Raw genomic sequence first — 26,999 nt, forward strand, 5'->3', positions numbered from 1 at the left:
TCTCAAACCAGCATGGATTCTATATTGGAACTCTCTGCTGAATCGGGTCAACATTTATTTAACCTTTATAAATAAAGTTGAAGAGGACGAGCATGATGATGCATTCATCTGCATGCGACTGTGAGGCGAGTTTATGCGAGACCCTGCGCGGGTTCTCGGCTCAACATCCTGACAGCGTGATCTATCAGACATCGCTAATGAGCGCCCTGCTAAGCGGCGTGTACGAAGGGGAGACCACCATCGCCGACCTGCTGGCACACGGTGATTTTGGTCTCGGCACCTTTAACGAGCTGGACGGCGAAATGATTGCCTTCAGCAGCCAGGTGTACCAGCTGCGCGCCGACGGCAGCGCCCGCGCCGCGAAGCCGGAGCAGAAAACGCCGTTCGCGGTAATGACCTGGTTCCAGCCCCAGTACCGCAAAACCTTCGACGAGCCGGTCAGCCGTCAGCAGATCCACGACGTGATCGACCAGCAGATCCCCTCCGATAACCTGTTCTGCGCGCTGCGCATCGACGGCAACTTCCGCCATGCCCACACCCGCACCGTTCCGCGCCAGACGCCGCCGTACCGGGCGATGACCGACGTGCTGGACGACCAGCCGGTGTTCCGCTTTAACCAGCGCGAGGGCGTGCTGGTGGGGTTCCGTACCCCGCAGCATATGCAGGGGATAAACGTGGCGGGCTATCACGAACACTTCATCACCGACGACCGACAGGGCGGCGGCCATCTGCTCGACTACCAGCTGGAAAGCGGCGTACTCACTTTCGGTGAAATTCACAAGCTGATGATTGACCTGCCTGCCGACAGCGCGTTTTTACAGGCCAACCTGCACCCCAGCAACCTTGATGCGGCTATCCGCGCCGTCGAAAACTAACAGGAGAACTATCGTGAACAGTGATAAACAGTCACGTCAGTGGGCGCACGGCGCCGATATGGTTGTCGGCCAGCTGGAAGCGCAGGGCGTGAAGCAGGTGTTCGGGATACCGGGGGCGAAAATCGACAAGGTTTTTGACTCACTTCTGGACTCCTCCATCGAGATCATTCCCGTACGCCACGAGGCCAACGCCGCGTTTATGGCGGCGGCAGTAGGGCGGTTGACCGGCAAAGCCGGGGTGGCGCTGGTCACCTCCGGGCCGGGCTGTTCGAACCTGATCACCGGCATCGCCACCGCCAACAGCGAAGGCGACCCGGTGGTCGCGCTGGGCGGGGCGGTGAAGCGGGCGGATAAAGCCAAGCTGGTGCATCAGAGCATGGACACCGTCGCGATGTTCAGCCCGGTGACGAAATACGCCGTAGAAGTGAACTCCCCGGACGCGATTGCCGAGGTGGTGTCCAACGCGTTTCGCGCCGCCGAGCACGGCAGGCCGGGCGGGGCGTTTGTCAGCCTGCCGCAGGATATTGTCGACCAGCCCACCACGGGGGCGATTTTGCCCGCGAGCGGTCCGGCGCTGATGGGCCCGGCACCGGAATCCGCCATTAACGACGTGGCGAAGCTTATCGAAAAGGCCAAAAACCCGGTCATCTTACTCGGCCTGATGGCCAGCCAGCCCGCGAACAGCGCCGCGCTGCGCAAGCTGCTGGAGAAAAGCCGTATCCCGGTCACCAGCACCTATCAGGCCGCCGGGGCGGTCAATCAGGAACACTTCACCCGCTTCGCCGGGCGCGTCGGCCTGTTTAACAACCAGGCGGGCGACCGGCTGCTGCATCTGGCGGATCTGATTATCTGCATCGGCTACAGCCCGGTGGAGTACGAGCCTTCTATGTGGAACAGCGGCGATGCCACCCTCGTGCACATCGACGTGCTGCCCGCCTATGAGGAGCGCAGGTATGTTCCCGATCTGGAGCTGGTAGGGGATATCGCCGCCACGCTGAACCTGCTCGCCAGCCGCATTGAGCACAAGCTTGAACTGAGCCAGCGCGCCTCGGAAATTCTGGTCGATCGCCAGCATCAGCGGGACCTCCTTGACCGCCGCGGCGCATCGCTTAACCAGTTTGCCCTGCACCCGCTGCGCATCGTGCGCGCCATGCAGGACATCGTGAACAGCGACGTGACGCTCACCGTCGATATGGGCAGCTTCCATATCTGGATCGCCCGCTACCTCTACAGCTTCCGCGCGCGTCAGGTGATGATCTCCAACGGTCAGCAGACCATGGGCGTGGCGCTGCCGTGGGCGATTGGCGCGTGGCTGGTCAACCCGGGGCGCAAGGTGGTGTCGGTCTCCGGCGACGGCGGCTTTTTGCAGTCGAGCATGGAGCTGGAAACCGCCGTACGCCTCAACGCCAACGTGCTGCACATCATCTGGGTGGATAACGCCTACAACATGGTGGCGATCCAGGAAGAGAAAAAATACCAGCGTCTTTCCGGCGTGGAGTTCGGCCCGGTCGACTTCAAAGCCTATGCCGACGCGTTCGGCGCAAAAGGTTTTGCCGTTGAGAGCGCCGACGCGCTCGAACCGACGCTGCGTGCGGCAATGGATGTCGATGGCCCGGCCGTGGTGGCCATTCCCGTCGACTACAGCGATAACCCGCTGCTGATGGGCCAGCTCCATCTCAGCCAGATTTTGTGAATCAACATAAGGACAGAGAAATGCAAAAAGTGGCTCTCGTAACCGGCTCCGGCCAGGGGATTGGCAAAGCGATCGCGCTTCGTCTGGTGAAGGATGGCTTTGCCGTCGCTATCGCCGATTACAACGAAGAGACGGCGAAAGCGGTTGCCGATGAAATCACCCGCAGCGGCGGGAAGGCCGTCGCCGTGAAGGTCGACGTCTCTGACCGCGAGCAGGTGTTTGCGGCCGTGGAGAAAGCCCGCACCGAGCTGGGCGGCTTCAACGTCATCGTCAATAACGCCGGGGTGGCGCCGTCTACCCCCATCGAATCCATCACCCCGGAGATTGTCGACAAAGTCTACAACATCAACGTGAAAGGGGTGATCTGGGGCATTCAGGCCGCGATTGACGCGTTCCGCAAAGAGGGGCACGGCGGCAAAATCATCAACGCCTGCTCCCAGGCGGGGCATACCGGTAACCCGGAACTGGCGGTATACAGTTCAAGCAAGTTCGCGGTACGCGGTCTGACCCAGACGGCCGCGCGGGATCTCGCCCCGCTGGGGATCACCGTTAACGCCTACTGCCCGGGCATCGTTAAAACGCCGATGTGGGCGGAAATTGACCGTCAGGTCTCCGAGGCGGCGGGTAAACCGCTTGGCTATGGTACGGAAACCTTTGCCAAACGCATCACGCTTGGCCGTTTGTCCGAGCCGGAAGACGTGGCCGCGTGCGTCTCTTACCTTGCGGGGCCAGACTCCGACTACATGACCGGCCAGTCCCTGCTGATAGATGGCGGGATGGTGTTTAACTAAAAAATAACGATAAGCTCTGACATGAACTTTCCCCTGCTCCCGTGCAGGGGCTTTTTTTTGTCTCCTCAGCCATTGTGGATTACACTGCGCGCTGCAAAACTTTAGTCTTGAGATCTGACAGGCGGTAACAGCGATGAACGGTACAATCACAACGTGGTTTAAAGATAAAGGCTTTGGATTTATCAAAGATGAAAACGGCGACAACCGCTATTTTCATGTGATTAAAGTCGCCAACCCTGATCTGATTAAAAAAGATGCGGCGGTGACCTTCGAGCCAACCACCAACACCAAAGGCCTTTCCGCGTATGCGGTGAAGGTAATTCCTGAAAGCAAGCATCTCTATATCGCGGGCGAGCGCGTGAAGCTCACCTCGATCAAGTCCTTCGTGGTATTCAGCGAGGAAGAGCCCGTTGAGACCAAAATCGACAAAGAGAACGCGGTGCTCTCGGTGGGGCTGCTGATGAACAGCATCAAACCAAAATCCGACAAGAAGCCGGGCGAAATGCGTACAGTGAAGAAGCTGGCGATCACCACCTTCCAGAACACGACGATGATCTTTACCGAAGATGAAATCGACATCGACGCCACGGTAAAACTGCTGAAGTAATCTTATGCCGGGTGGCGGTTCCACGTTACCCGGCCTGCATTTCCTCTCTTTTCGTCCGCTTTTTAACCTGCTATAACACACTCCTTACCTTTCAGGGAGTCATCGCCGTGCCCGAAATCAATCAACATGGTCAAACCGTTAACGATATCGTCCCGGACTGGAAATGCGCCCGCGCGCTGACCCGCACCGCGCTCGTTGGTCAGTATTGTCGTCTGGAGCCGCTCGATGCCGATCGCCATTCCGCAGATCTGTATGAAGCGTATGCTCTGGGCGACGACAGTGACTGGACGTGGCTTGCCAGCAGCCAGCCCATGAGCGTGGAAGCCACCGCGCACTGGGTGCTCGGCAAAGTGCTGGATGACGATCTGGTGCCCTATGCCGTGATTGATTTGCGCACCGAGCGCGCCGTGGGGCTGGTCTGCTACATGGCGATAGAGCGGTTCCAGGGCTCGGTGGAGATCGGTCATGTGACCTGGTCGCGCAGAATGAAAGGCACCCGCATTGGCACCGAAGCGGTGTGGCTGCTGCTGAAAAATGCCTTCGAGCATAAATACCGTCGGCTGGAGTGGAAGTGCGATTCGATGAACACCGCCTCACGCAACGCGGCGGAGCGGCTGGGGTTTGTCTGGGAAGGACGTCTGCGCCAGAAGCTGGTGCGTAAGGGGCGTAACCGCGACAGCGACATGCTCTCTATTATTGACGGCGAATGGCCGCAGAGGGATGCGGCGCTGCGCGCGTGGCTGGCAGCAGAGAATTTTGATGCGCAAGGACATCAGATTAAGCGGCTAAAGGCATTTCGCTAGAACGGTATCCCGGGCAGAGCGCAATGCGGCTGCTCTGCCCACGAACGTTATTTCTCGATCATCTGGATAATTTGGTCGCGATTGATAGCATGTTCATTGCCCGCAACGTCCTCATAGGTAATTAAACCGTTGTCATCATCGACTTCCGGCTTTCCGTGGGTAATAATCATTTCGCCATTTTTCTTTTGTAATACGTAGTCGCTGGAGCACCCTGTAACCGTCAGGGTCATCAGTGCCAGACTCATTACTGCTGCTAAATTTTTCATCTTAATGCCTGTAATTAAAAAGACCACCGGGGCCGAATAAGGTTACTGACATTCACCTCATAAAAAGGGAGATATCAGTAACACTGTATATATCAAAAATATAAACAGGAGCGTCACAATAACAACGCGACGCTCAAGGGGCGTAACGGCCGCTTTAGATCTTTCATCTGGTTTTGTTGACATGATTTTCTCTCATTTAGCCTGCGAGCGTTAGACTAAGCCGTGACCACGCCAGTAATAGCGTGCCAGTGACAAATAAACAGCAAAAAAGCAGTTCAGGATGATATACCTGCGTAATGACAACGTTATTTATTTTTCCCGAGCGCCAGGTTAAGCGTAAGGCGTCATGAATAGACCTCACGCTATTTAATAAAATATAAAGCGTTTATGATAATTCGCAGCAGTAAACCGACTGAACCCTTTCACCCACGTTTACGCAGCACGTCCGTGTGCTTACAGAATAAAGGTTCCTTCAATAATCAGGCACGCTTTGCCTGAGAGTTCGACGCGTCCGTTGTCCTTAACATGGCAAATCAGTTCGCCTTTACGGCTTCCGCCCTGTTGCGCGCGCAACGTCTTCTTCGACAGTTTTTCGCTCCACAACGGTGCCAGAAAGGTGTGGGCAGAACCCGTCACCGGATCTTCATTTACTCCCACCTGCGGGCCGAACCAGCGGGAGCGAAAATCGAAGGTGCGTGAGGTGGCAGTAACCACCACGCCGCGCGTGTTAAACCTTTCCAGCGCGGAAAAATCAGGCTTCAGCGCATCCAGCCTGTCTTCATCATCAATGACGACGATGAGATCGGACGCCTGCCAGGTTTCTCCGGCGTTTTCCTCCAGCCCTAGCGCCTCAAACAACCCTTCCGGAGCGGTAATGCGGGACGGGATCGCCTGTGGGAAATCCAGCGTGTATTGCTCACCCTCCGAGGTGACGTTCAGCTCGCCGCTGCGGGTGAAAAAACGCACGCTTTCAGAGGCGTGGTCACGGCTTAAGAGAACGCTCGCAGCGGCAAGCGTCGCATGGCCGCAAAGATCCACTTCCACCGCAGGGGTGAACCAGCGAAGCGCGAAGCCGTCGTCCTGCTTAACCACAAACGCGGTCTCGGAAAGATTGTTTTCCGTAGCGATACGCTGGAGAACATGCGCGTCCGGCCAGGCGTCCAGCAGGCAGACGGCCGCGGGATTGCCCGTAAAGGGACCGTCAGAGAAGGCGTCAACCTGGTAAAACGGAATGCGCCGGGGAGTGTTATTTTTCACCCATCACCTCAAGATCGTTATAAACCGTATAGCGCGTCACGCCCAGGGCCTGCGCCGCGTGCTGGACGCCTCCCCGCATTTTGAAAATGCCTTTAGCATGCATTTCAGCGACTATTTTAAGCCGCTGCGCTTTCTGAACCTTTTTGCCCGGGACCGAATGTTTATCGATGATTTCCTGGATTGACTGCTCGATGATGCCGCCCAGGTTCATATCCTGCGGGTCTGAATCGGCAAGCGGGCTGCCCGTAATCGCGTCCAGGCACTTGCGCATTTGCTCGTAAGGAGAGGTATCGATATTGATGCAAAAGGCCATCAACGGTACGCCTTCCTCGCTGTAGTAAATTGTCGAGGCGCTGCTCAGGATCCGTCCGGACGCCGTGACGGTTTTATAATTTTTTACCGTGACCGGGGTGCTGTCTTTGCTGTTTTTAAGCAGCAGGGCAAATCCTTTGTCTTTTTCAGGGCCTGACAAAAGATTGTCACCCGCTTGTCTGCCGCTGACGTGCCCGTTGATGATTTTTACCACGGACTGATCTGGCATGGTGAGGTTGTGCAGGACTATCTCATGGTTCGCCGACAACGTACCTGCAAGCGCTTCCATCGCCGCTTCCAGCGGCCCGGAAATCAGTTCAATCTGTTTGGCGTAATCTGATTTCATCGTTGTTCCTTTATGTTTGGCATGGTCAGATGTCGAGCTTAAAACCTCACTGAGCTTAAAGTATATCGATAGTGTTTAATTATCAACAAAAAGTTGATAAATGCGTTGTGAGCACACAGATTTAATGCCGTAGCAGGCGGTCGGTGATCAATTAAGGTATTAATATTTAAGGTAAAAAAAAGCCTCTGATGAAAGAGGCTCAGGGGAACGTATTCTCAGCGGTTTTGAAGGGCATGACGCGTTTTGCCGTGAGGGCAGGACTTGAAAATGCAGCGGGTTGTGGTCGTACAATACGGATTTTCAGGTTCTCTGTCTCCCGGACAGCTGGACATATTGTGCATTACCCGCCAGAGCGTTGGGCTGTATTTATCAATCTGAATAATGTTCACCGAACGTAGTTGCCCGGAAATAACAAAGCCTTTGTTACTAACCTTAATGTTATCTCCCGGCTTGATAAGATAGTCGCCATTATACCAGAGCAGATATTTATGATTATGTTGTGTAACTATTTTAGTGAAAAACGTTCCAGTAATAGGGCTGACAATCGTCCCTAACGAAATCCATAATTTTGTTGTTTCCACTCATTTACCTTTTTAACAAATATTATACTCTTTGAAAGCAGTTTAGCTACCTCCGTAAAGAGTACATAATAGATATTGCCTATCCATCGGATTAACGCCGATATGCATCGACTAATTCTTCTGTCAAATATATCGGCAATAATTTACATTGATAAAACGTTACGTTGAAATTTTCACAAAAACGTCTTCACGGTGTTGATGCAGGCGAAGGATATAGGGGGAGTCTGATTAATGCTCATCCCAGAGAGACAGCACCTCCTCGACGCTTCTTACCCCATCGCGAAAAAAATTAACATGACGCTTTTCGATATAAAGAATTTCAAGCGTTAACACCAGAAAGAGAAACACAACGAAGCAGATTAAAAGATTTTTGATCATAAAGTGTACCGGGCGACGTGATACCTGACGGGATTAAGCTGCCGCTCAGTGTCCTGTTGAATTCGAAAACAGATTTATCACCATCACGCCGGCAATAATAAGGCCTATTCCTGTCAGGGCCGCCATATCCAGCTTTTGACCATAAATAATCCATCCTGCCAGGCTAATCAGTACGATCCCGGCCCCTGACCACACCGCATAGATAATTCCCGTTGGGATTGTTCTCATGGGTATGGTTAATGACCAGAACGCAATAATGTAAAACATCACCGTGATGAGGGAGGGCCACAATCGGGTGAAGCTGTCGGATAGTTTTAATGCCGTCGTCGCAATGACTTCAGATGCTATTGATAATAAAAGAAAAAGATAGGTATTCATTCAGCTGCCTGTTTTTTGATACTCCGGTTTCCCAGGTGGGGGGAAAAATATTATCAACAATAAGTTGTAAATTAAACTCATTGTTTAATTTGTGTGAGCCAGCGCACCTTCTCTGGCCTGAAGGACGGCAGCCGGAGAATGGCGGAGGGGAGCAATCAGAGGACGTTCACTGGATTGGATATAATTTGACCTAATTTGTCGTTCTGTAAAAAACGTAATAATAAGTAATGGATATTGTCACGCAGCGGGATAATCGGGATAGTGCGCTTCACAGGAAAAAACCACATAAGGAAAATGGTTTATGAAAACGTTCGTTTCTCTTACCGTACTTCTCGGTGTTGCCTCAACTTCTGCTTTTGCCGCGAGCGCGCCTGACTGCGTAAAAGCGGATAATCAGCAAATTGAAGCGCTTTTTGATAAATGGAATGCCTCACTCCAGACGGGAGATGCCCATAAGGTCGCGGAGAATTACCTGAGCGATGCGGTTTTGCTGCCGACCATATCCAATCAGGTTCGGCTGACCGATCAGGAGCGCGTGGATTACTTCCAGGATTTTCTGAAGAAGAAGCCGTTCGGGAAAATTGATAGCCGCACCATTCGTCTCGGCTGCAATAAAGCGATTGATACAGGGACCTACACGTTTACCTTTGCCGATAAAACGTCCGTGACCGCACGTTATACCTTCACCTACGCGTGGGATGGAAAAGCGTGGAAAATTTCATCGCACCACTCTTCAGCGATGCCAGAAGGGTAAATCCTTTCCCCCTCGCCCTGGCGGGGTGAGGGGGAATGTCTTATCGGCGAACCGGCGCGCCATTCGCCACGTAATACGCCGCCGTGCTCTTCGCCAGCGGCTCGCGCCCGCGAATGGCATCAGCAATTTTCTCACCGATCATAATCGTGGTGGCGTTCAGGTTGCCGGTAATAATCTGCGGCATGATCGACGCATCCACCACGCGTAATCCTTCCAGCCCGTGAACGCGGCCTTCACCGTCAACCACCGCCATCTCGTCATAGCCCATTTTGCAGGTGCCGCACGGATGGAAGGCGGTTTCAGCATGGTTACGCACGAACTCGTCCAGCTGTTCGTCGGTCTGGCATTCGACGCCCGGGCTGATTTCACGACCGCGGTATTTGTCCAGCGCCGGCTGGTGCATGATCTCGCGGGTGATGCGGATCGCGTCGCGGAACTCCTGCCAGTCCTGCTCGTGGGACATATAGTTGAACAGGATCGCCGGATGCTGGTGCGGATCGCGAGATGTAATGCGCACGTGCCCGCGGCTCGGGGAGCGCATGGAGCCGACGTGGCACTGGAAGCCGTGTTCCTTCACCGCGTTCGAGCCGTTGTAGTTAATCGCCACCGGCAGGAAGTGGTACTGAATGTTCGGCCACGCGAACTCCTCGCGGCTGCGGATAAACCCGCCCGCTTCGAAGTGGTTGCTCGCACCTACGCCGGTGCCGCCAAACAGCCACTCCGCGCCAATCTTCGGCTGGTTCCACCATTGCAGGGCAGGGTAGAGGGAAACCGGCTCCTTACATTCATACTGGAGGTACATCTCCAGGTGATCCTGCAAGTTTTCCCCCACGCCGGGTAAATCATGCACCAGCGGGATATCGAACTGCTTCAGCAGCTCAGCGTTGCCCACGCCGGAACGCTGGAGGATCTGCGGAGACGCAATGGCGCCTGCGCACAGGAGAACTTCTTTATTCGCCGTCGCTTTTGACGGAATGGTGCTTTCGCCTTCCAGCCACTCAACGCCCGCCGCGCGCTTGCCGTCAAAAATAATGTGATCGGTCATGGCGTGGGTACGGATGGTCAGGTTAGGACGCGGTTTTGCCTGGTCCAGATAGCCGCGCGCGGTGCTGGCGCGTCGGCCCTGCGGCGTGACCGTGCGGTCCATCGGGCCAAAGCCTTCCTGCTGGTAGCCGTTGAGATCGTCGGTGCGCGGATAGCCTGCCTGCACGCCTGCTTCCACCATTGCTTCAAACAGCGGGTTTACGCCCGGCTTAGAGGTGGTGACGCTCACCGGACCGTCGCCGCCGTGGTAATCGTTCGGCCCCACGTCGCGGGTCTCCGCCTTGCGGTAGTAGGGCAGACAGTTGAGGTAGCTCCAGTGCTCCAGACCCGGTTCTTTCGCCCAGTTGTCCAGATCCATCGCGTTGCCGCGCACGTAGCACATGCCGTTGATCAGCGACGAGCCGCCCAGCCCTTTTCCGCGTCCGCACTCCATGCGGCGGTTGTTCATGAAAGGCTCTGGCTCGGTTTCATACGCCCAGTTGTAGCGCTTGCCCTGGAGCGGGAAGGCCAGCGCGGCGGGCATCTGGGTGCGGAAATCAAAGCGGTAGTCCGGCCCGCCCGCCTCAAGCAGCAGGACGGTGGTGTTCGGATCTTCAGTCAGTCGTGTAGCCAGTACGTTGCCGGCAGAGCCGGCCCCGATAATGATGTAGTCAAATTGCAAATAAACCTCCCGGTTAAAATATGGACTGGAATTTACCCATCTCAACCTGGATGGACTTCACCTGGGTGTAGCTCTGAAGCGTCATCACGCCGTTTTCGCGGCCAATGCCGGAGTGCTTGTAGCCGCCAACCGGCATCTCTGCGGCGGATTCACCCCAGGTGTTGATCCAGCAGATGCCCGCTTCGAGCTGATGAATCGCGCCGTGCGCGCGGTTCAGATCGGCGGTGACGATGCCCGCCGCCAGACCGTAGTCGGTATCGTTGGCGCGGCGAATGGCTTCTTCATCGCTTTCATAGGTGAGGATGGACATCACCGGGCCGAAGATCTCTTCGCGCACGATGGTCATCTCGTCGGTGCAGTCGGTGAACACGGTCGGGGCTACCCACGCGCCGTTATCAAACCCGTCGCCCTTCAGCACGTCGCCGCCACACAGCACGCGCGCGCCTTCTTCTTTACCTTTGGCGATGTAGCGCATCACGCTGTCGCGGTGGGGGAAGCTGACCATCGGGCCAAAGTTGGTGTTTTCATCGAACAGATCGCCCGCGCGGATGCGGCCCACGCGCTCAACGATTTTCTGCTCAAATGCGGCCTTATATTTTGCAGGTACGAACACGCGGGTGCCGTTGGTGCATACCTGTCCGGAACTGAAGAAGTTGGCCATCATGGCGATGTCTGCGGCGAGATCCAGATCCGCATCGTCAAACACTATCAGCGGAGATTTGCCGCCCAGCTCCATCGTCACCTCTTTAAGGGACGAGGCTGCGGAGTTAGCCATCACCTTTTTGCCGCTGGCGACGCCGCCGGTGAAGGAGACTTTGGCAATGCCCGGATGCTCGGTCAGGTACTGGCCGGTTTCCGCGCCCACGCCCGGCAGGACGTTAAACACGCCGTCCGGCAGGCCCGCTTCGGTGTAGATTTCCGCCAGTTTCAGGGCGGTGAGCGGCGTCACTTCGCTCGGCTTGAAGATCATCGCGTTGCCCGCCGCCAGCGCCGGGGCGGATTTCCACAGGGCGATCTGGATCGGGTAGTTCCACGCGCCGATGCCCGCCACCACGCCCAGCGGTTCGCGGCGGGTGTAGACGAATGAGGTGTCGCGCAGCGGGATCTGGCTGCCTTCCAGCGCCGGGATCAGCCCCGCGTAGTACTCCAGCACGTCCGCACCGGTGACGATGTCGACGGTCGAGGTTTCAGAAAACGCCTTACCGGTGTCGAGGGTTTCAAGCTTCGCCAGCGCGTCGTTGCGCTCGCGCAGGATATCGACGGCGCGACGCAGGATGCGCGAGCGCTCCATGGCGGTCATCGCCGCCCAGATTTTTTGCCCGCGCGTTGCGCTCGCTACGGCGCGGTCCACGTCTTCACGCCCGGCGGCCTGCACGCTCGCCAGAACTTCACCGTTGGCCGGGTTGATGGTCTCGAAGGTGCGACCGCTGGTGGCGGATGTATAACCACCATTTATATAAAGCTGCTGTTCTGCCATTCGGGACATGCTTCCTCCTCGGTTATTCGGTCGGTAAATGCTGGCTGATAAAGTGGCTGGTGAGCGATTGCGCGAGGGTTTTGTCCAGCGGTTTGCCGCTCAGCGCGGCGCGCAGCCACAGCCCGTCAATCAGCGCGGCGAGCCCGTAGCCCGCCTCTTCAGCCTGTTCACGCGGCAGCTCGCGGCGGAACTCGTACACCAGGTTTGAGAGCAACCGGCGGCTGCTGACCTGCTGCAAACGGTAGAGCATCGGCTGATGCATGCTGCTCGCCCAGAAAGCCAGCCAGGCCTTCATCGCCGCGCCGCTGACCTGGGTTTCATCAAAATTGCCGCCGACAATCGCCTGCAAACGCTGCTCCGCGCTGCCGTTCGGCAGGGCGCGTAAGCGGCTTAATACCGCGTCGCGCAACTGGCCGGTGATGTCGCGCATGGTCGCTTCCAGCAGGCCGTTTTTATCTTTGAAATAGTGGCTGATGATCCCCGTGGACACGCCCGCCCGACGGGCGATCTGCGCGATGGTTGCGTCATGCATTCCCACTTCATTAATTGCTTCCAGCGTGGCGTCGATAAGCTGCCTGCGCCGGATCGGCTGCATCCCCACTTTGGGCATTTTTGCCACTCCATTCATCAGCGTTGGTAATCTATTAAAGCGGTTTTTGATTGGACGTTCAATATAAAATGTGTCTTAATTGTTGCGATTTTGGATTTCAATAGTTACAAAAACAGTGGGGATACTGGATGACAGACCTTTCACAAGACAGAGAAAAAGACAAAATCAACCCGGTCGTTTTTTACACGTCCGCCGGGCTGATTTTGTTGTTTTCCCTGACGACCATTTTCTTTAGCGATTTTTCTGCCGAGTGGATTGGCCGCACCCTGAACTGGGTGTCGAAGACCTTCGGCTGGTACTACCTGCTGGCGGCGACGCTCTATATCGTCTTCGTGGTCTGCATTGCCTGCTCGCGCTTCGGCTCGGTGAAGCTCGGGCCAGAGCAGTCCAAGCCCGAGTTTAGCCTGCTGAGCTGGGCGGCAATGCTGTTTGCCGCGGGCATCGGCATCGACCTGATGTTCTTCTCGGTAGCCGAACCGGTCACGCAGTATATGCAGCCGCCGGAAGGGGCGGGGCAGACGATGGAGGCCGCGCGACAGGCGATGGTCTGGACGCTGTTCCACTACGGCCTGACAGGATGGTCGATGTATGCCCTGATGGGGATGGCGCTCGGATACTTTAGCTATCGTTATAATTTGCCCCTCACCATCCGCTCCGCGCTGTACCCGATTTTCGGGAAAAGAATTAACGGCCCGATTGGCCACAGCGTCGATATCGCGGCGGTCATTGGCACCATCTTCGGCATCGCGACGACGCTCGGCATTGGCGTGGTCCAGCTCAACTATGGGCTGAGCGTGCTGTTTGATATCCCGGATTCGATGGCGGCGAAAGCGGCGCTGATTGCACTCTCGGTGATTATCGCCACCATTTCGGTGACTTCCGGCGTGGATAAGGGCATCCGCGTGCTCTCTGAGCTGAACGTGGCGCTGGCGCTGGGTCTGATCCTGTTCGTGCTGTTCATGGGCGACACGTCGTTCCTGCTCAACGCCCTGGTGCTGAACGTGGGGGACTACGTGAACCGCTTCATGGGCATGACGCTGAACAGCTTCGCCTTTGACCGCCCGGTGGAGTGGATGAACAACTGGACCCTGTTCTTCTGGGCGTGGTGGGTCGCATGGTCGCCGTTTGTTGGCCTGTTCCTGGCGCGTATTTCGCGCGGGCGCACCATTCGTCAGTTTGTGATGGGCACCCTGATCATCCCGTTCACCTTTACCCTGCTGTGGCTGTCGATTTTCGGCAACAGCGCGCTGCACGAGATCATCCACGGCAACGCAACCTTTGCCCAGGAAGCGATGGCGCACCCGGAGCGCGGCTTCTACAGCCTGCTGGCGCAGTATCCGGCGTTTACCTTTAGCGCCTCGGTAGCGACTATTACCGGCCTGCTGTTTTACGTCACCTCGGCGGATTCCGGCGCGCTGGTGCTGGGGAACTTCACCTCGAAGCTGAAGGACATCAACAGCGACGCGCCGAACTGGCTGCGCATCTTCTGGTCCGTCGCCATCGGCCTGCTGACGCTCGGCATGCTGATGACCAACGGCATTTCGGCGTTGCAGAACACCACGGTGATCATGGGCCTGCCGTTCAGCTTTGTGATCTTCTTCGTGATGGCCGGGCTGTATAAATCGCTCAAGGTAGAAGACTACCGCCGCGAAAGCGCCAGCCGCGACACCGCGCCGCGGCCGATGGGCGCCCAGGACCGGCTGAGCTGGAAGAAGCGCCTGTCGCGCCTGATGAACTACCCGGGCACGCGCTACACCAGCCAGATGATGGAAACCGTCTGCTTCCCGGCGATGGAAGAGGTGGCGCAGGAGCTGAAGCTGCGCGGTGCGTACGTGGAGCTGAAAAACCTGCCGCCGGAGGAGGGCGAAACCCTGGGGCACCTGGATCTGCTGGTGCACATGGGCGACGAGCAGAACTTTGTCTATCAGATCTGGCCGCAGCAGTACTCGGTGCCTGGGTTTACCTACCGGGCGCGCAGCGGGAAATCAACCTACTACCGGCTGGAGACGTTCCTGCTGGAAGGGAGCCAGGGGAATGATTTGATGGATTACAGCAAGGAGCAGGTGATTACGGACATTCTGGACCAGTATGAACGGCACCTGAACTTTATCCATCTGCACAGGGAAGCGCCGGGGAATAGCGTGATGTTCCCGGATGTTTAAGTAATGACAAACTCCTTTAATTAAAAATCCAGCCATTTTTTTGCCGGGTGGCGCTGCGCTTACCCGGCCTACAAAACTCCAAAACTGCTTTTCCGTAGGCCTGATAAGCGAAGCGCCATCAGGCACGCCCTTCATTGACATAACTTTAATGATAACCATTTTCATTTAAATATAGCCTGTGCTATACCTTATAGCACGGGCTAATTTTGCTTTGAATTTAACCACCTCAGGAGACTTCTGCGATGCACCCACTGCAAGGATTAAAGCGTCTGTTGCTCGGCGCGCTGCTTACGGCTACGACCAGCACGGGCGCGCTGGCGGCTGAAAAGTTCCAGGTCATCACCACCTTTACCGTCATCGCGGATATGGCGAAAAACGTGGCGGGGGATGCCGCAGTCGTCACCTCCATCACCAAACCGGGCGCTGAAATCCATGAGTACCAGCCGACACCGGGGGATATCAAACGCGCGCAAAAGGCGCAGCTGATCCTGGCGAACGGCATGAACCTGGAGCTGTGGTTCCAGCGTTTTTATCAGCATCTGAACGGCGTGCCGGAGGTGATTGTCACCCAGGGCATTACGCCGATGGGCATCAGCGAGGGGCCGTACGACGGCAAGCCCAACCCGCACGCGTGGATGTCGCCGGACAATGCGCTGATTTACGTCGATAACATCCGCGACGCGCTGGTGAAGTACGACCCGGCGAATGCGCAGACGTATCAGCGCAACGCCGAAGCCTACAAGCAGAAGATCGTCGCGACCCTCGAACCGCTGCGCAAGCAGGTGGCGGCCATCCCGGAAGACAAGCGCTGGATGGTGACCAGCGAGGGTGCCTTCTCCTATCTGGCGCGGGATCTGGGCATGAAGGAACTTTACCTGTGGCCGATCAACGCCGATCGGCAGGGGACGCCGCAGCAGGTGCGCAAGGTGATCGATCTGGTGAAGAAACATCGCATCCCGGCGGTATTCAGCGAAAGCACGGTTTCCGATAAGCCGGCGCGTCAGGTGGCGCGGGAAACCGGCGCCCACTACGGCGGCGTGCTGTACGTCGACTCCCTGAGCGCGGAAAACGGCCCGGTGCCGACCTATATCGACCTGCTGAACGTCACCACCCGCACGCTGGTGCAGGGCATTCGCGACGGCATGAAGGAGTGACCATGCAAAAGGGGATTGTCGTCACGGACGTGACCGTGACCTACCGCAACGGCCACACGGCGCTGCGCAATGCGTCGTTCAGCGTGCCCGGCGGATCGATTGCCGCGCTGGTGGGGGTCAACGGCTCCGGCAAGTCCACGCTGTTTAAGGCGGTGATGGGCTTTGTGCGGGCGGCGAGCGGCAGCATCAGCCTCCATGGGCTGCCGCCTCACCGGGCGCTGCGCCAGAACCTGGTCGCCTACGTGCCGCAGTCGGAAGAGGTCGACTGGTCGTTTCCGGTGCTGGTCGAGGACGTGGTGATGATGGGCCGCTACGGGCATATGGGGTTTCTGCGGCGGCCTAAAGCGCAGGATCGGCAGATCGTAACCGACGCCCTGAAGCGCGTGGATATGCTCGAGCTGCGCCATCGGCAGATTGGCGAGCTCTCCGGCGGGCAAAAGAAGCGCGTCTTCCTGGCGCGGGCGATTGCCCAGCAGGGCGAGGTGATCCTGCTCGACGAACCGTTTACCGGCGTGGACGTCAAAACCGAAGCCAGAATCATCAGCCTGCTGAGCGAGTTGCGCGACGAGGGCAAAACCATGCTGGTCTCGACCCACAATTTAGGCTCGGTCACGGAGTTTTGCGATTACACGGTGATGGTCAAAGGCACCGTGCTGGCGAGCGGTCCGACGGAAACCACCTTTACCGCCGAAAACCTTGAGCGCGCCTTCAGCGGCGTGCTGCGCCACGTGGTGCTCAGCGGCTCGGAAGAACGCATCATCACCGACGACGAGCGGCCCTTCGTCACGCACCGGCAGGAGGCCAAATGAACGCGCTTCTTGAACCCTTCGGCTATGAGTACATGCTCAACGCGATGTGGGTCTCGGCGATGGTGGGCGGGCTGTGCGCGTTTCTCTCCTGCTACCTGATGCTCAAAGGCTGGTCGCTGATCGGCGATGCGCTCTCGCACTCCATCGTGCCGGGCGTGGCGGGGGCTTACATGCTCGGGCTGCCTTTCTCGCTGGGGGCGTTTTTATCGGGCGGGCTGGCGGCGGGCAGCATGCTGTTTCTCAACCAGCGCAGCCGCCTGAAGGAGGACGCCATCATCGGGCTGATCTTCTCCTCCTTTTTCGGGCTGGGGCTGTTTATGGTCTCGCTCAACCCGACCTCGGTGAATATTCAGACCATCGTGCTCGGCAATATTCTGGCTATCGCCCCGGAGGATATCGTCCAGCTGGCGATTATCGGCGTGGTGTCGATGGTTATCCTGCTGTTCAAATGGAAAGATCTGATGGTGACCTTTTTTGATGAGAACCACGCCCGCGCCATCGGCCTGCGCCCGGCGCGCCTGAAGGTTCTGTTCTTCACGCTGCTGGCGGTCTCCACCGTGGCGGCGCTGCAAACCGTCGGCGCGTTTCTGGTGATTTGCCTGGTGGTTACGCCCGGCGCAACCGCGTGGCTGCTCACCGACCGCTTCCCGCGACTGCTGATGATTGCCGTCGCCATTGGCAGCCTCACCAGCTTCCTCGGCGCGTGGGCCAGTTATTATCTGGACGGTGCCACCGGCGGCATTATTGTGGTCGCCCAGACGCTGCTGTTCCTGCTGGCGTTCGTCTTTGCGCCGAAGCACGGGCTGCTCGCCAGCCGCCGTCGCGCGAAGGAGGCACACCCATGATGGCGCTGCTCCTTGAACCCTTCCAGTTTGCGTTCATGAATAACGCGCTGCTGATTTCACTTCTGGTAGCCGTGCCCTGCGCGCTGCTGTCGGTTTTTCTGGTGCTCAAAGGCTGGGCGCTGATGGGCGATGCCATGAGCCACGCGGTGTTTCCCGGCGTGGTGCTGGCGTGGGTGATGGGCCTGCCGCTGGCGGTGGGTGCATTCGTTGCCGGTCTGTTCTGCGCGATCGCCACCGGCTACCTGAAGGACAACAGCCGGATCAAGCAGGATACGGTGATGGGGATTGTCTTTTCCGGGATGTTCGGCGCCGGGCTGATCCTCTATATCGCCGTCAAGCCTGAGGTGCATCTCGACCACATTCTGTTCGGCGATATGCTGGGCATTAACGGGATGGACATACTGCAAAGCGGTCTCGTCGCGGGGGTGATCGCGCTGGTGATTGGCCTGAAGTGGCGCGATTTCCTGCTGTTCTGCTTTGACTATCAGCAGGCGCAGGCGAGCGGCCTGCGCGCCCGATGGCTGCACTACGGCTTACTGTGCATGGTTTCGCTGACCATCGTGGCGACGCTGAAGGCGGTGGGGATCATTCTGTCGATTTCGCTGCTGATTGCCCCCGGCGCGGTGGCGGTGCTGATCGCCCGACGCTTTCACATGGCGCTGCTGGTGGCAGTGGCGGTATCAGTACTGGTGTCGGTCAGCGGCGTGTATGCCTCGTTTTATCTCGACAGCGCGCCCGCGCCGACCATCGTGGTGCTGTTCGCGGTGGTGTTTATCGTGACGTTTGTGGTGACCAGCGTGAAGGCGCGTCGGCAGGAACGTGTGACAGCAGGGTAATCGCCTGCTCGCCGTGCTGCTGCCAGTGCAGGGTGAAGGCGGTGCCTTCGTTAAAGCCTGCCAGTTGACGGGTCAATGCCAGCGTAAGCGTCTTATCGTCGAGCAGGGTGACGCGTGCGCTGTCAAACCCCATGTAAGCCTGCACCTGCGAAAAGAGGGCCTTAAACAGGCTCTCTTTGGCGCTGAAAACCAGCGTCAGGGCGAGGGCGAACGGGTATCCCGAGCGGGAAAGCACGCGCTCTTCATGGGCATCTATAATGCCATCTTTGATTTCCCTTGCTTCATTTTCGGGCAGGAGGGTTTCGCAGTCGATGCCGATGAGCGCGTGTCGATCGCGAACCACTACCGCCATGGCCTGGGTGCCGCTGTGGGTGATGCTGCCGGAAATTCCGTCCGGCCAGAGCGGTTCCCCGCTGGGGCCGATAGCGGGAACGGTGTGGTCAGGCAAGGCGTGCGCGGCGGCGATGCGTCCTGCCAAATGGTCAGCCTTGCGTTTACGTCCGGCATCAGCGAGCTGGGCGTGATGGGGAAGCCAGAGGAGATCGGCGTCGGTGAAGGTGGCGGGGGCGAAGGTGATGCGGTGGAGGGTGAGGCCGGCGAGAGAAAATGTGCTGTGGGTGGTGTGCATGGTTTTTCCCCTCACCCTGACCCTCTCCCCGGAGGGGAGAGGGAAGGATTGACTTCAGTGCCTTAAAAACGCGTATTCACGCTCATATACCAGGTGCGACCCGGTTCATTATACGTGTAGGCACCCGCACCGTACATATACGCACCGGTGGTGGCATTTCCGGTCGTCTGGGCATTACCCGCGCGCCACTGGCGCTTGTCGAAGACGTTGTCCACGCCGCCGGTCAGGCTAACGTTTTTCGTCACGTCCCAGGTGGCGCTCAGGCCAACGATGCTGTACGGGCTGACTTCGTCTTTCTCAGACCCGGTCACCGGCTGACCTTTGTAGTTGTACTTCTTCGGCTGCTGCTTGCCGTACCAGGTGAAGGTCGACTGCAATGACACATCCTGGTGCACCTGCCAGCTCAGGGTCGAGTTCAGCGTGTACTCCGGAATGATCGACAGACGGTCGCCGGTCTCCTTGTTCTTGCTTTGCAGCATATAGGTGATGTTGTTGGTCCAGTTGACGGTGTCGCTGACCGGCACGTTCAGGGAGCCTTCCAGACCTTCCACCACCGCCTTCGGCACGTTTTCCCACTGGTAGATATCGGTGGTGACTTTACCGGTGGAGGTCTGGCCAATCGGCGCGTAGCCCGCTTCAATCTTGTTGCGGTAGTCGTTGCGGAACCAGGTCACGCCCGCCAGCCAGCCGTCGCGTTTCCACTCCAGGCCAATCTCTTTATTGATGCTGGTTTCCGCTTTCAGATCGTCGTTACCCATCATGTAGCAGCCCACGCCGTCAGAACTGGCGTAGCAACCCTGGCCTTTACTGTACAACAGGTAGTTCGGGTTGGTCTGGTACAGGCTTGGCGCTTTGTAGGCACGCGCGATGCCCATCTTCAGGGTGAAGTCATCCCCCAGACCCTGCGACAGGTTCAGGGATGGGCTCCAGTTATTGCCCACAATGGTGTGGTGATCGAAGCGCAGGGCAGGGGTCAGCATGGTGCTGTCGGTCAGCTCCATGTTGTTCTCAGCGAACAGGGAGAAGATCTCCGCTGACGTGTACGGGCTACGGTCTTCGCTCATGCCCGGGATGGTGCCACCCTGCTGGGTTTGCGTGAAGGAGGTTGAATCCTTCATCCGCTGCTGGTTCCACTCGGTGCCGAGCGTCAGGTTCTGGTTCACAATGAAATCAATCGGCAGGTTGATTTCGCTGTGCAGCATCACGTCGGCCAGGTCGGTATCGGTGAATTTATTGCTGTTGAACAGGCCTTCCAGACCGCCCGCCAGCCCTTCGCCCAGACGAGAGTTGCGGGTGTGTTCGTACTGCGCCCAGTTGCTGGTGGTAATGCCGTTATCCCAGCCGCCGTTCCAGGTTACGGCGAAGTTCTGGCGATAAATGCGGTTGGTCTCTTTGCCGTAGTTTTTCTTCACCAGCGCGTTGTCGTTGTTGGTGTTCTGCGTGTCACCCGCATACAGGTTGTTCTGGCGGCTGTAGCCCGCTTCAAACTCCAGCGACTGCATCGGCGCGAAGTCCCAGCGCACCACGCCGTTGATGTCTTTGTTCTCTACACCCTCGCGGCCCGCGGGCAGGGTGTTGGCGTAAGCGCCCGTGCGGTCAGACTGATGACCCTGGTTAATGTCCCACGCGTCGGCCTGGGTTTTGTCCAGGTTACCGAACATGCGGAAGCTGAAGTCGCCGCCCAGCGGGCCGCTCAGGCTGAAGTTGGTGCGCTTGGTAGAACCTTCGTCTTTATGTTCTGGCGCGTTCAGGTAGGTGTTCCAGGAGCCGTGCCACTGGTCGTCGAATTTTTTGGTGATGATGTTCACCACGCCGCCCGCCGCGCCGTTACCGTAGCGCGCGGCGGCCGGGCCGCGGATCACTTCGATGCGCTCGATCATCTCCGGCGGCACCCAGCCGGTATCGCCGCGGGTATCACGCTCGCCGCGCCAGCCCAGGCGAATCGAGTTGCGGCTGGTGACGGGCTTGCCGTCGATCAGGATCAGGGTGTTTTCCGGGCCCATGCCGCGAATGTCGATCTGACGGTTATTCCCCCGCTGGCCGCTGGTGGAGTTCCCGGTCAGGTTAACGCCCGGCATGGTGCGGATGATTTCCGCCACGTCCCGCGCGGGCGGGTTTTTGCGGATCTCATCGGCGGTGATGGTCGACACGCCAGGCGCCTGCAAATTCTGCTCGGCGGCGGTGATCACCATGGTGTCTTCGTGCTGCGCGGAGGCGGCGTTGTCGTCTGCCATGGCGGGCAGCGCGACGCCATAAATCCCTAAATTGACCAGCAAGGCCAGAGAGTGAATCTTCTTATTCATTGTACGTCCCGCTTTTATGGTTATTTATGAACGCGCTTCCCACAGCGCGGGCAATACGCTATTGCAAATGCAAATAGTTATCAATAATATTATCAATAAAATTTGCTCTGAAACAAAAAATATTGTTAAACATGGGGTTATAAGGGTGACGGCGTTAACAACCGGAAGTGAAGCGTGGTGGCAGTCGAAAAACGGGCCGGAATGGGAACGTCATGAGGAAAACTATCGCGTCACATTCTGGTGGCGGGACCCGGCGGGAACCCAGCAGACCTCAACGATCAAGCGCGTCTGGCTCTACGTTACCGGCGTGACCGACCACCATCAGAATGCCCGCCCGCAATCGCTTGAACGTATCCCGGATACCGACGTCTGGCACTGGCAGGGGGAGTTCAGCCCCGAATGGCGCGGCAGCTACTGTTTTATCCCCTCCGATAACGAAAACGATTTTGCCGATGCAGTGTTTGAAGGCGATCAGCCGGACCGCATGGCGCTGCGCGAAGGCTGGCGAAAACTGCTGCCGCACGCAATTTCTGACCCGCTGAATGCGCAGAGCTGGCGCGGCGGGCGCGGGCACGCCGTCTCGGCGCTGGAAATGCCTGCGGCCCCCGTTCAGCCGGGCTGGAACCATCCCGATGCGCCTTATAAAAAGCCCGTCTGCATTACGTGGAACAGCGCGCGCCTGAAGAACCGTCGCCGCGTGTGGATTTTTACCACCGGCGATGATAACCCCGGTCGCCCGCTGGCGGTCCTCCTCGACGGGCAGTTCTGGGCCGAAAGCATGCCCGTCTGGCCCGCGCTGGCGTCGCTCACCCGTGAAGGCAAACTGCCGCCAGCGGTTTACGTGCTGATCGACGTGATAGACACCGCGCACCGCAGCCGCGAGCTGCCCTGCAACCCTGATTTCTGGCTGGCGGTGCAGGAAGAGCTTCTCCCGCAGGTGAACAGCATTGCGCCCTTCAGCGATCGCGCCGATCGCACCGTGGTGGCGGGCCAGAGCTTCGGCGGGCTCTCTTCGCTCTATGCCGGCCTCAACTGGCCGCAGCGGTTTGGCTGCATCCTCAGCCAGTCCGGATCTTACTGGTGGCCGCACCGCGGTGCACAGCAGGACGGGCTGCTCATCGAACAACTTAAAGCGGGTGAAAAAACCGCTCGCGGGCTGCGCATCGTCCTTGAGGCCGGGCGCAATGAGCCGCTTATCTTGCGCGCAAACCAGGCGATTTACGCCGAACTACACGCACAGCAACCGGTATTCTGGCGTCAGGTTGACGGCGGACACGATGCGCTTTGCTGGCGCGGTGGGCTGACGCAGGGGCTGATGACCCTCTGGCAGCCGCTCATTCAATAACGGAGTCTGTATGGAATTCAGCAATCCTTTCGATAATCCGCAGGGACAGTTCGCCATTTTGCAAAATGACCAGGGGCAGTACAGCCTGTGGCCGCAGCAGTGCGAGTTGCCCGCGGGCTGGCGCGTGGTCTGCGAACCGCACTCTCAGGAGGCGTGCCAGCAGTGGCTGGCGCAACGCTGGCAGACGCTTGAGCCGTCCTGTTTTGCGGGGGAGCGCGCATGAACCGTCTTCCTCTCGTCGCCGCCCAGCCGGGTATCTGGATGGCAGAGCAGCTTTCCTCGCTGCCAAACGCCTGGAGCGTGGCGCACTACACCGAGCTGAAAGGCAATATCGACGCGCCATTGCTGGCAAAAGCCATAGCTGAAGGCATGATGCAGGCCGATACCCTGCGCACGCGTTTCGCTGAAGATAACGGCGAGGTCTGGCAGTGGGTCGATGAGACCCTGATCCTGCCGGAGCCGTCCATCGTTCGCGTTGATTCTCACGATGCCGCCGTGGCGCTGATGGAGGCCGATCTCAGTCAGGATCTGCGCGTGGACAGCGGTCAGCCGCTCGCTTTCCATCAGCTGATTCAGGTCGGTGACAACCGCTGGTACTGGTATCAGCGCTATCACCATCTGGTGGTGGATGGCTTCAGTTTCCCGGCCATTACCCGCCAGATCGCCGCGATTTACGCTGCATGGAAGAAAGGGGAACCCACCCCAGCCTCACCGTTTACCCCGTTCGCCGAGGTTGTTGACGAGTATCAGCGCTATCGCGACAGCGAGGCATGGCAGCGCGACGGTGCTTTCTGGGCCGGGCAGCGCAAACAGCTTCCTCCTCCGGTCTCGCTCTCCTCCGCGCCGCTGCCGGGACGCGCCGCCACTACCGACATCCTGCGCCTGAAAATTGCAATGGACGCTCGCGCCTTTAGCCAGCTGGCGCAGGCAGCCGGGCAGGCACAGCGCACCGATCTGGCGCTTGCGCTGGTGGCGCTGTGGCTCGGCCGCCTCACCGGACGGCTGGACTACGCCGCCGGGTTTATCTTTATGCGCCGCATGGGGTCCGCCGCGCTGACCGCAACCGGCCCGGTGCTTAACGTCCTGCCGCTGGCGGTGAATATTAATCCGCTTGAGAGCCTGCCGGAGCTGGCGCTGCGCCTGGCGAACCAGCTGAAAAAGATGCGCCGCCATCAGCGCTACGACGCCGAGCAGATCGTGCGCGACAGCGGGCGGGCCGCAGGGGACGAACCCTTGTTTGGGCCGGTGCTGAACGTGAAGGTGTTCGATTATCAGCTGGATATCGACGGCGTGGAGGCCATCACCCACACGCTGGCGACCGGCCCGGTGAACGATCTTGAGCTGGCGCTGTTCCCGGACGAGCAGGGCGGATTAAGCATTGAGATCCTCGCCAACAGGCAGCGTTACGACGACGCGACGCTGAAGCGCCACGTTTCGCGCCTGAACGCGATGCTGACGCAGATTGCCGCGAACCCGGACCTGCGCTGTGGCGACGTGGAAACAGTATCCGAGCAGGAGTACGCCCGGCTGGCGCGCATCAACGATACCGGCCTGGCGCTGCCCTCCACCACGCTGGCGGATCTGGTGGCGGAGCAGGCAAACAAAACGCCGGACGCCCCCGCGCTGGCGGATGCCCATATTGAGCTGAACTACCGCCAGATGCGAGAGCAGGTGGTCGCGCTGGCAACCCTGCTGCGCGCGCGCGGCGTGAAGCCCGGCGACAGCGTGGCGGTGGCGCTTCCGCGTTCGGTGTTCCTGACCCTGGCGCTGCACGGCATTGTTGAAGCCGGTGCCGCCTGGCTGCCGCTGGATACCGGCTACCCGGACGATCGTCTGCGGATGATGCTGGAGGACGCGAAACCGTCTCTCCTCATTACCACCGACGCGCAGCTTCCGCGCTTTAACGATCTGCCGATACCTTCGCTTAGTTACAACATGCTATTGCCGACCACGGACGCTGAACCTCTGCGGCTGGCGAAGCCGGAGCAGACCGCGTACATCATCTTTACCTCGGGTTCAACGGGACGCCCGAAAGGAGTGATGGTGGGGCATACCGCCATCGTTAACCGCCTGAAGTGGATGCAGGATCATTATCCACTGGCGGCGGATGACGTCGTGGCGCAGAAAACGCCGTGCAGCTTTGACGTGTCGGTGTGGGAGTTTTGGTGGCCGTTTATCGCCGGGGCTAAGCTGGTGATGGCCGAACCGGACGCGCACCGCGATCCGCAGGCGATGCAGAGCTTCTTCGCAGAATATGGCGTAACCACCACCCACTTCGTGCCGTCGATGCTGGCGGCATTTGTCGCCTCGCTGACGCCGGAAAACGTCGACTGTTGCAGGACGCTGAAGCAGGTGTTCTGTAGCGGCGAGGCGCTGCCAACGGCGCTGTGCCGCGAGTGGGAGCAGCTCACTCATGTACCGCTGCACAACCTCTACGGCCCAACCGAAGCGGCGGTGGACGTGAGCTGGTATCCGGCGTACGGCCCGGAGCTGGCGGCGGTGGAGGGCAACAGCGTGCCGATTGGCTTCCCGGTGTGGAATACGGGGCTGCGCATTCTGGATGCGATGATGCGCCCGGTGCCGTTCGGCGTGGCGGGCGATCTGTATCTCACCGGCATTCAGCTGGCACAGGGGTATCTGGGACGCCCCGACCTCACCGCCAGCCGCTTTATTGCCGATCCGTTTGCCCCAGGCGAGCGGATGTATCGCACCGGAGACGTTGCCCGCTGGCTGGACAACGGGGCGGTGGAATATCTGGGCCGCAGCGATGACCAGCTGAAAATCCGCGGTCAGCGCATTGAGCTGGGCGAAATCGACCGGGCGATGCTGTCACTGCCTGACGTGGCCCAGGCCGTGGCGCATGCGTGCGTGTTCAACCAGGCAGCGGCAACGGGCGGCGATGCCCGCCAACTGGTGGGGTATGTGGTGTCCGAATCCGGTTTACCGCTGGATCGCGACGCGCTGCTGGACTCGCTCAGGGCACAGCTGCCGCCGCATATGGTGCCGGTGGTGCTGCTGCAAATCAGCGCGCTGCCGCTGAGCGCCAACGGCAAGCTGGATCGCAAGGCGCTGCCGCTGCCGGAGCTGACCAGCAAAACCTCCGGTCGCGCACCCGAGACGCAAACCGAAGCCGTCGTGGCGCAGGCGTTTTCCGCGCTGCTGGGCTGCGAAGTGAACGATATCGACGCCGACTTCTTTGCCCTTGGCGGCCACTCGCTGCTGGCGATGCGCCTCGCGGCTCAGCTCGGCCGTGCGTTCAGCCGCAAGGTCACGCCGGGGCAGATTATGGTCGCCTCGACGGTCGGCAAGCTCAGCGCGCTGCTGGACTCGCAACTGAGCGACGAACAGGCGCAGCGTCTGGGGTACGAAACCCTGCTGCCGCTGCGTGAAAGCAACGGCCCGACGCTGTTCTGCTTCCATCCGGCGTCCGGCTTTGCCTGGCAGTTCAGCGTCCTGGCGCGCTACCTCAGCCCGCGCTGGTCGATTACCGGCATTCAGTCGCCGCGGCCAAACGGCCCGATGCAGCAGTGCGCGGATCTCGATGGGGTGATAGAACATCACCTGAAAACGCTGCGTAAGCAGCAGCCGCAGGGACCGTATTATCTGTTCGGCTATTCGCTCGGCGGCACGCTGGCGCAGGGCATTGCGGCGCGTCTGCGCGAGCAGGGCGAAGCAGTGGCGTTTCTTGGTCTGCTGGATACCTGGCCGCCGGAAACCCTGAACTGGGCGGAGAAAGAGGCCAACGGTCTGGACCCGGAAGTGCTGGCGGAGATCGAGCGCGAGCGTCAGGCGTTTATCGCCGCCCAGCAGGGGCAGGGCTCCAGCGAATTGTTTAACACCATTGAAGGCAACTACGCGGACGCGGTGCGGCTGCTCACCACCGCGCACAGTTCACGGTTCGACGGTAAAGCGACGCTGTTTGTTGCCGAACGCACGCGAACGATGGATCCGCATACGGCCTGGGCGCCGTGGGTGGGCGAGCTGGAGGTCTACAGCCAGGACTGCGCCCACGTGGATATCATTTCACCGCAGGCGTTCGAGAAGATAGGACCGGTGTTGAAGGAAATATTGGAGTAACGTCAAC

The 26,999-nt window shown here is 58.8% G+C and carries 24 protein-coding genes; 14 read left to right on the forward strand and 10 right to left on the reverse strand.

Annotated features, from left to right (window positions below; genetic code table 11):
- Positions 1-95: 95 nt before the first annotated feature.
- The 5 genes from budA (at position 96) to IM300_RS08630 (ending at position 4,769) form a co-directional block, all read left to right on the forward strand.
- On the forward strand, positions 96-875 hold the full coding sequence (budA, locus tag IM300_RS08610; RefSeq protein ID WP_107534869.1) for an acetolactate decarboxylase: 780 nt from the start codon (positions 96-98) through the stop codon (positions 873-875).
- Entirely contained in the window at positions 847-2,568 is a 1,722-nt protein-coding gene (gene alsS / locus IM300_RS08615; RefSeq protein WP_193036157.1) for an acetolactate synthase AlsS, read from the forward strand. The genes budA and alsS overlap by 29 nt, the downstream gene beginning before the upstream one ends.
- A gap of 20 nt (positions 2,569-2,588) precedes the next feature.
- Complete coding sequence (locus IM300_RS08620; RefSeq protein WP_045631532.1) at positions 2,589-3,359, forward strand: (S)-acetoin forming diacetyl reductase; 771 nt, start codon at positions 2,589-2,591, stop codon at positions 3,357-3,359.
- Positions 3,360-3,492: 133 nt separating this feature from the next.
- Entirely contained in the window at positions 3,493-3,966 is a 474-nt protein-coding gene (locus tag IM300_RS08625) for a cold-shock protein (RefSeq protein ID WP_045260739.1), read from the forward strand.
- 107 nt (positions 3,967-4,073) lie between these two features.
- Complete coding sequence (locus tag IM300_RS08630; RefSeq protein WP_193036159.1) at positions 4,074-4,769, forward strand: GNAT family N-acetyltransferase; 696 nt, start codon at positions 4,074-4,076, stop codon at positions 4,767-4,769.
- Positions 4,770-4,816: 47 nt separating this feature from the next.
- On the opposite strand, the gene IM300_RS08635 is transcribed toward IM300_RS08630, so the two are convergent.
- The 5 genes from IM300_RS08635 to IM300_RS08655 form a co-directional block, all read right to left on the reverse strand.
- Positions 4,817-5,035 carry a YgdI/YgdR family lipoprotein gene (locus IM300_RS08635; protein ID WP_107534873.1) on the reverse strand — a complete coding sequence of 73 codons (219 nt, stop codon included), beginning with the start codon at positions 5,033-5,035 and terminating at the stop codon, positions 4,817-4,819.
- A gap of 453 nt (positions 5,036-5,488) precedes the next feature.
- Positions 5,489-6,292 carry a PhzF family phenazine biosynthesis protein gene (locus IM300_RS08640; RefSeq protein WP_193036160.1) on the reverse strand — a complete coding sequence of 268 codons (804 nt, stop codon included), beginning with the start codon at positions 6,290-6,292 and terminating at the stop codon, positions 5,489-5,491.
- Positions 6,282-6,950 carry a transcriptional regulator gene (locus IM300_RS08645; protein WP_107534875.1) on the reverse strand — a complete coding sequence of 223 codons (669 nt, stop codon included), beginning with the start codon at positions 6,948-6,950 and terminating at the stop codon, positions 6,282-6,284. The genes IM300_RS08640 and IM300_RS08645 overlap by 11 nt, the downstream gene beginning before the upstream one ends.
- A gap of 215 nt (positions 6,951-7,165) precedes the next feature.
- Positions 7,166-7,531 carry a hypothetical protein gene (locus IM300_RS08650; RefSeq protein WP_129741670.1) on the reverse strand — a complete coding sequence of 122 codons (366 nt, stop codon included), beginning with the start codon at positions 7,529-7,531 and terminating at the stop codon, positions 7,166-7,168.
- Between the two features lie 423 nt (positions 7,532-7,954).
- Entirely contained in the window at positions 7,955-8,287 is a 333-nt protein-coding gene (locus IM300_RS08655) for an SMR family transporter (RefSeq protein ID WP_063866011.1), read from the reverse strand.
- Positions 8,288-8,588: 301 nt separating this feature from the next.
- On the opposite strand from IM300_RS08655, the gene IM300_RS08660 reads away from it, so the two are divergent.
- Entirely contained in the window at positions 8,589-9,041 is a 453-nt protein-coding gene (locus IM300_RS08660; protein ID WP_063866013.1) for an SgcJ/EcaC family oxidoreductase, read from the forward strand.
- A 40-nt stretch (positions 9,042-9,081) separates the two neighbouring features.
- On the opposite strand, the gene betA is transcribed toward IM300_RS08660, so the two are convergent.
- The 3 genes from betA to betI are packed head-to-tail and all read right to left on the reverse strand — an operon-like array spanning position 9,082 to position 12,833.
- Positions 9,082-10,746 carry a choline dehydrogenase gene (gene betA / locus IM300_RS08665; RefSeq protein ID WP_193036162.1) on the reverse strand — a complete coding sequence of 555 codons (1,665 nt, stop codon included), beginning with the start codon at positions 10,744-10,746 and terminating at the stop codon, positions 9,082-9,084.
- A 13-nt stretch (positions 10,747-10,759) separates the two neighbouring features.
- Positions 10,760-12,232 carry a betaine-aldehyde dehydrogenase gene (gene betB / locus IM300_RS08670; RefSeq protein WP_193036164.1) on the reverse strand — a complete coding sequence of 491 codons (1,473 nt, stop codon included), beginning with the start codon at positions 12,230-12,232 and terminating at the stop codon, positions 10,760-10,762.
- Between the two features lie 13 nt (positions 12,233-12,245).
- Positions 12,246-12,833, reverse strand: coding sequence for a transcriptional regulator BetI (gene betI / locus IM300_RS08675; RefSeq protein ID WP_023334836.1), 588 nt, complete (start codon positions 12,831-12,833; stop codon positions 12,246-12,248).
- Positions 12,834-12,961: 128 nt separating this feature from the next.
- Between betI and betT the strand changes: the two genes are divergently transcribed.
- The 5 genes from betT (at position 12,962) to IM300_RS08700 (ending at position 18,639) form a co-directional block, all read left to right on the forward strand.
- Entirely contained in the window at positions 12,962-14,995 is a 2,034-nt protein-coding gene (gene betT, locus IM300_RS08680) for a choline BCCT transporter BetT (protein WP_063866018.1), read from the forward strand.
- 242 nt (positions 14,996-15,237) lie between these two features.
- Positions 15,238-16,149, forward strand: coding sequence for a metal ABC transporter substrate-binding protein (locus IM300_RS08685; RefSeq protein WP_193036166.1), 912 nt, complete (start codon positions 15,238-15,240; stop codon positions 16,147-16,149).
- 2 nt (positions 16,150-16,151) lie between these two features.
- Positions 16,152-16,958: an iron/manganese ABC transporter ATP-binding protein SitB gene (sitB, locus tag IM300_RS08690; RefSeq protein ID WP_193036168.1), complete on the forward strand. Its 807-nt coding sequence runs from the start codon at positions 16,152-16,154 to the stop codon at positions 16,956-16,958.
- Positions 16,955-17,803, forward strand: a complete 849-nt coding sequence (sitC, locus tag IM300_RS08695) for an iron/manganese ABC transporter permease subunit SitC (RefSeq protein WP_112792647.1) — start codon at positions 16,955-16,957, stop codon at positions 17,801-17,803. The genes sitB and sitC overlap by 4 nt, the downstream gene beginning before the upstream one ends.
- Positions 17,800-18,639 carry a metal ABC transporter permease gene (locus IM300_RS08700; RefSeq protein ID WP_131636139.1) on the forward strand — a complete coding sequence of 280 codons (840 nt, stop codon included), beginning with the start codon at positions 17,800-17,802 and terminating at the stop codon, positions 18,637-18,639. Before sitC ends, IM300_RS08700 begins: the two co-directional genes overlap by 4 nt.
- Here IM300_RS08700 and entD read toward each other — a convergent pair.
- Together entD and IM300_RS08710 are read right to left on the reverse strand one after the other, a co-directional pair.
- On the reverse strand, positions 18,575-19,267 hold the full coding sequence (entD, locus tag IM300_RS08705; RefSeq protein WP_193036170.1) for an enterobactin synthase subunit EntD: 693 nt from the start codon (positions 19,265-19,267) through the stop codon (positions 18,575-18,577). The genes IM300_RS08700 and entD overlap by 65 nt on opposite strands.
- A gap of 62 nt (positions 19,268-19,329) precedes the next feature.
- On the reverse strand, positions 19,330-21,570 hold the full coding sequence (locus tag IM300_RS08710) for a TonB-dependent siderophore receptor (protein ID WP_193036173.1): 2,241 nt from the start codon (positions 21,568-21,570) through the stop codon (positions 19,330-19,332).
- Positions 21,571-21,715: 145 nt separating this feature from the next.
- Here IM300_RS08710 and fes point away from each other — a divergent pair, with 145 nt between their 5' ends.
- From fes to entF, 3 genes are read left to right on the forward strand one after another with little or no spacing between them, the layout of a single operon-like run.
- Positions 21,716-22,915 (forward strand): enterochelin esterase, encoded by a 1,200-nt coding sequence (gene fes, locus IM300_RS08715; RefSeq protein WP_193036175.1) that lies wholly within the window; start codon positions 21,716-21,718, stop codon positions 22,913-22,915.
- 10 nt (positions 22,916-22,925) lie between these two features.
- Positions 22,926-23,138, forward strand: coding sequence for an MbtH family NRPS accessory protein (locus IM300_RS08720; RefSeq protein WP_063449420.1), 213 nt, complete (start codon positions 22,926-22,928; stop codon positions 23,136-23,138).
- The gene (entF, locus tag IM300_RS08725; RefSeq protein ID WP_193036177.1) at positions 23,135-26,992 is read left to right on the forward strand and encodes an enterobactin non-ribosomal peptide synthetase EntF; all 3,858 of its coding nucleotides are present in this window, start codon (positions 23,135-23,137) and stop codon (positions 26,990-26,992) included. The genes IM300_RS08720 and entF overlap by 4 nt, the downstream gene beginning before the upstream one ends.
- Positions 26,993-26,999: the final 7 nt, after the last annotated feature.

It is taken from the genome of Enterobacter cloacae complex sp. I2, from assembly GCF_014896205.1.
In the GTDB taxonomy this organism is placed as follows: Bacteria; Pseudomonadota; Gammaproteobacteria; order Enterobacterales; family Enterobacteriaceae; genus Enterobacter; species Enterobacter quasihormaechei.

What these genes read in the sequence shown, in the direction of transcription:
- budA (WP_107534869.1), top strand. Translation starts at nt 96, where the DNA reads ATGATGCATTCATCTGCATGCGACTGTGAGGCGAGTTTATGCGAGACC.
- alsS (WP_193036157.1), top strand. Translation starts at nt 847, where the DNA reads ATGCGGCTATCCGCGCCGTCGAAAACTAACAGGAGAACTATCGTGAAC.
- IM300_RS08620 (WP_045631532.1), top strand. Translation starts at nt 2,589, where the DNA reads ATGCAAAAAGTGGCTCTCGTAACCGGCTCCGGCCAGGGGATTGGCAAA.
- IM300_RS08625 (WP_045260739.1), top strand. Translation starts at nt 3,493, where the DNA reads ATGAACGGTACAATCACAACGTGGTTTAAAGATAAAGGCTTTGGATTT.
- IM300_RS08635 (WP_107534873.1), bottom strand. Translation starts at nt 5,035, where the DNA reads ATGAAAAATTTAGCAGCAGTAATGAGTCTGGCACTGATGACCCTGACG.
- IM300_RS08645 (WP_107534875.1), bottom strand. Translation starts at nt 6,950, where the DNA reads ATGAAATCAGATTACGCCAAACAGATTGAACTGATTTCCGGGCCGCTG.
- IM300_RS08655 (WP_063866011.1), bottom strand. Translation starts at nt 8,287, where the DNA reads ATGAATACCTATCTTTTTCTTTTATTATCAATAGCATCTGAAGTCATT.
- IM300_RS08660 (WP_063866013.1), top strand. Translation starts at nt 8,589, where the DNA reads ATGAAAACGTTCGTTTCTCTTACCGTACTTCTCGGTGTTGCCTCAACT.
- betB (WP_193036164.1), bottom strand. Translation starts at nt 12,232, where the DNA reads ATGTCCCGAATGGCAGAACAGCAGCTTTATATAAATGGTGGTTATACA.
- betI (WP_023334836.1), bottom strand. Translation starts at nt 12,833, where the DNA reads ATGCCCAAAGTGGGGATGCAGCCGATCCGGCGCAGGCAGCTTATCGAC.
- betT (WP_063866018.1), top strand. Translation starts at nt 12,962, where the DNA reads ATGACAGACCTTTCACAAGACAGAGAAAAAGACAAAATCAACCCGGTC.
- IM300_RS08685 (WP_193036166.1), top strand. Translation starts at nt 15,238, where the DNA reads ATGCACCCACTGCAAGGATTAAAGCGTCTGTTGCTCGGCGCGCTGCTT.
- sitB (WP_193036168.1), top strand. Translation starts at nt 16,152, where the DNA reads ATGCAAAAGGGGATTGTCGTCACGGACGTGACCGTGACCTACCGCAAC.
- sitC (WP_112792647.1), top strand. Translation starts at nt 16,955, where the DNA reads ATGAACGCGCTTCTTGAACCCTTCGGCTATGAGTACATGCTCAACGCG.
- IM300_RS08700 (WP_131636139.1), top strand. Translation starts at nt 17,800, where the DNA reads ATGATGGCGCTGCTCCTTGAACCCTTCCAGTTTGCGTTCATGAATAAC.
- entD (WP_193036170.1), bottom strand. Translation starts at nt 19,267, where the DNA reads ATGCACACCACCCACAGCACATTTTCTCTCGCCGGCCTCACCCTCCAC.
- IM300_RS08710 (WP_193036173.1), bottom strand. Translation starts at nt 21,570, where the DNA reads ATGAATAAGAAGATTCACTCTCTGGCCTTGCTGGTCAATTTAGGGATT.
- IM300_RS08720 (WP_063449420.1), top strand. Translation starts at nt 22,926, where the DNA reads ATGGAATTCAGCAATCCTTTCGATAATCCGCAGGGACAGTTCGCCATT.
- entF (WP_193036177.1), top strand. Translation starts at nt 23,135, where the DNA reads ATGAACCGTCTTCCTCTCGTCGCCGCCCAGCCGGGTATCTGGATGGCA.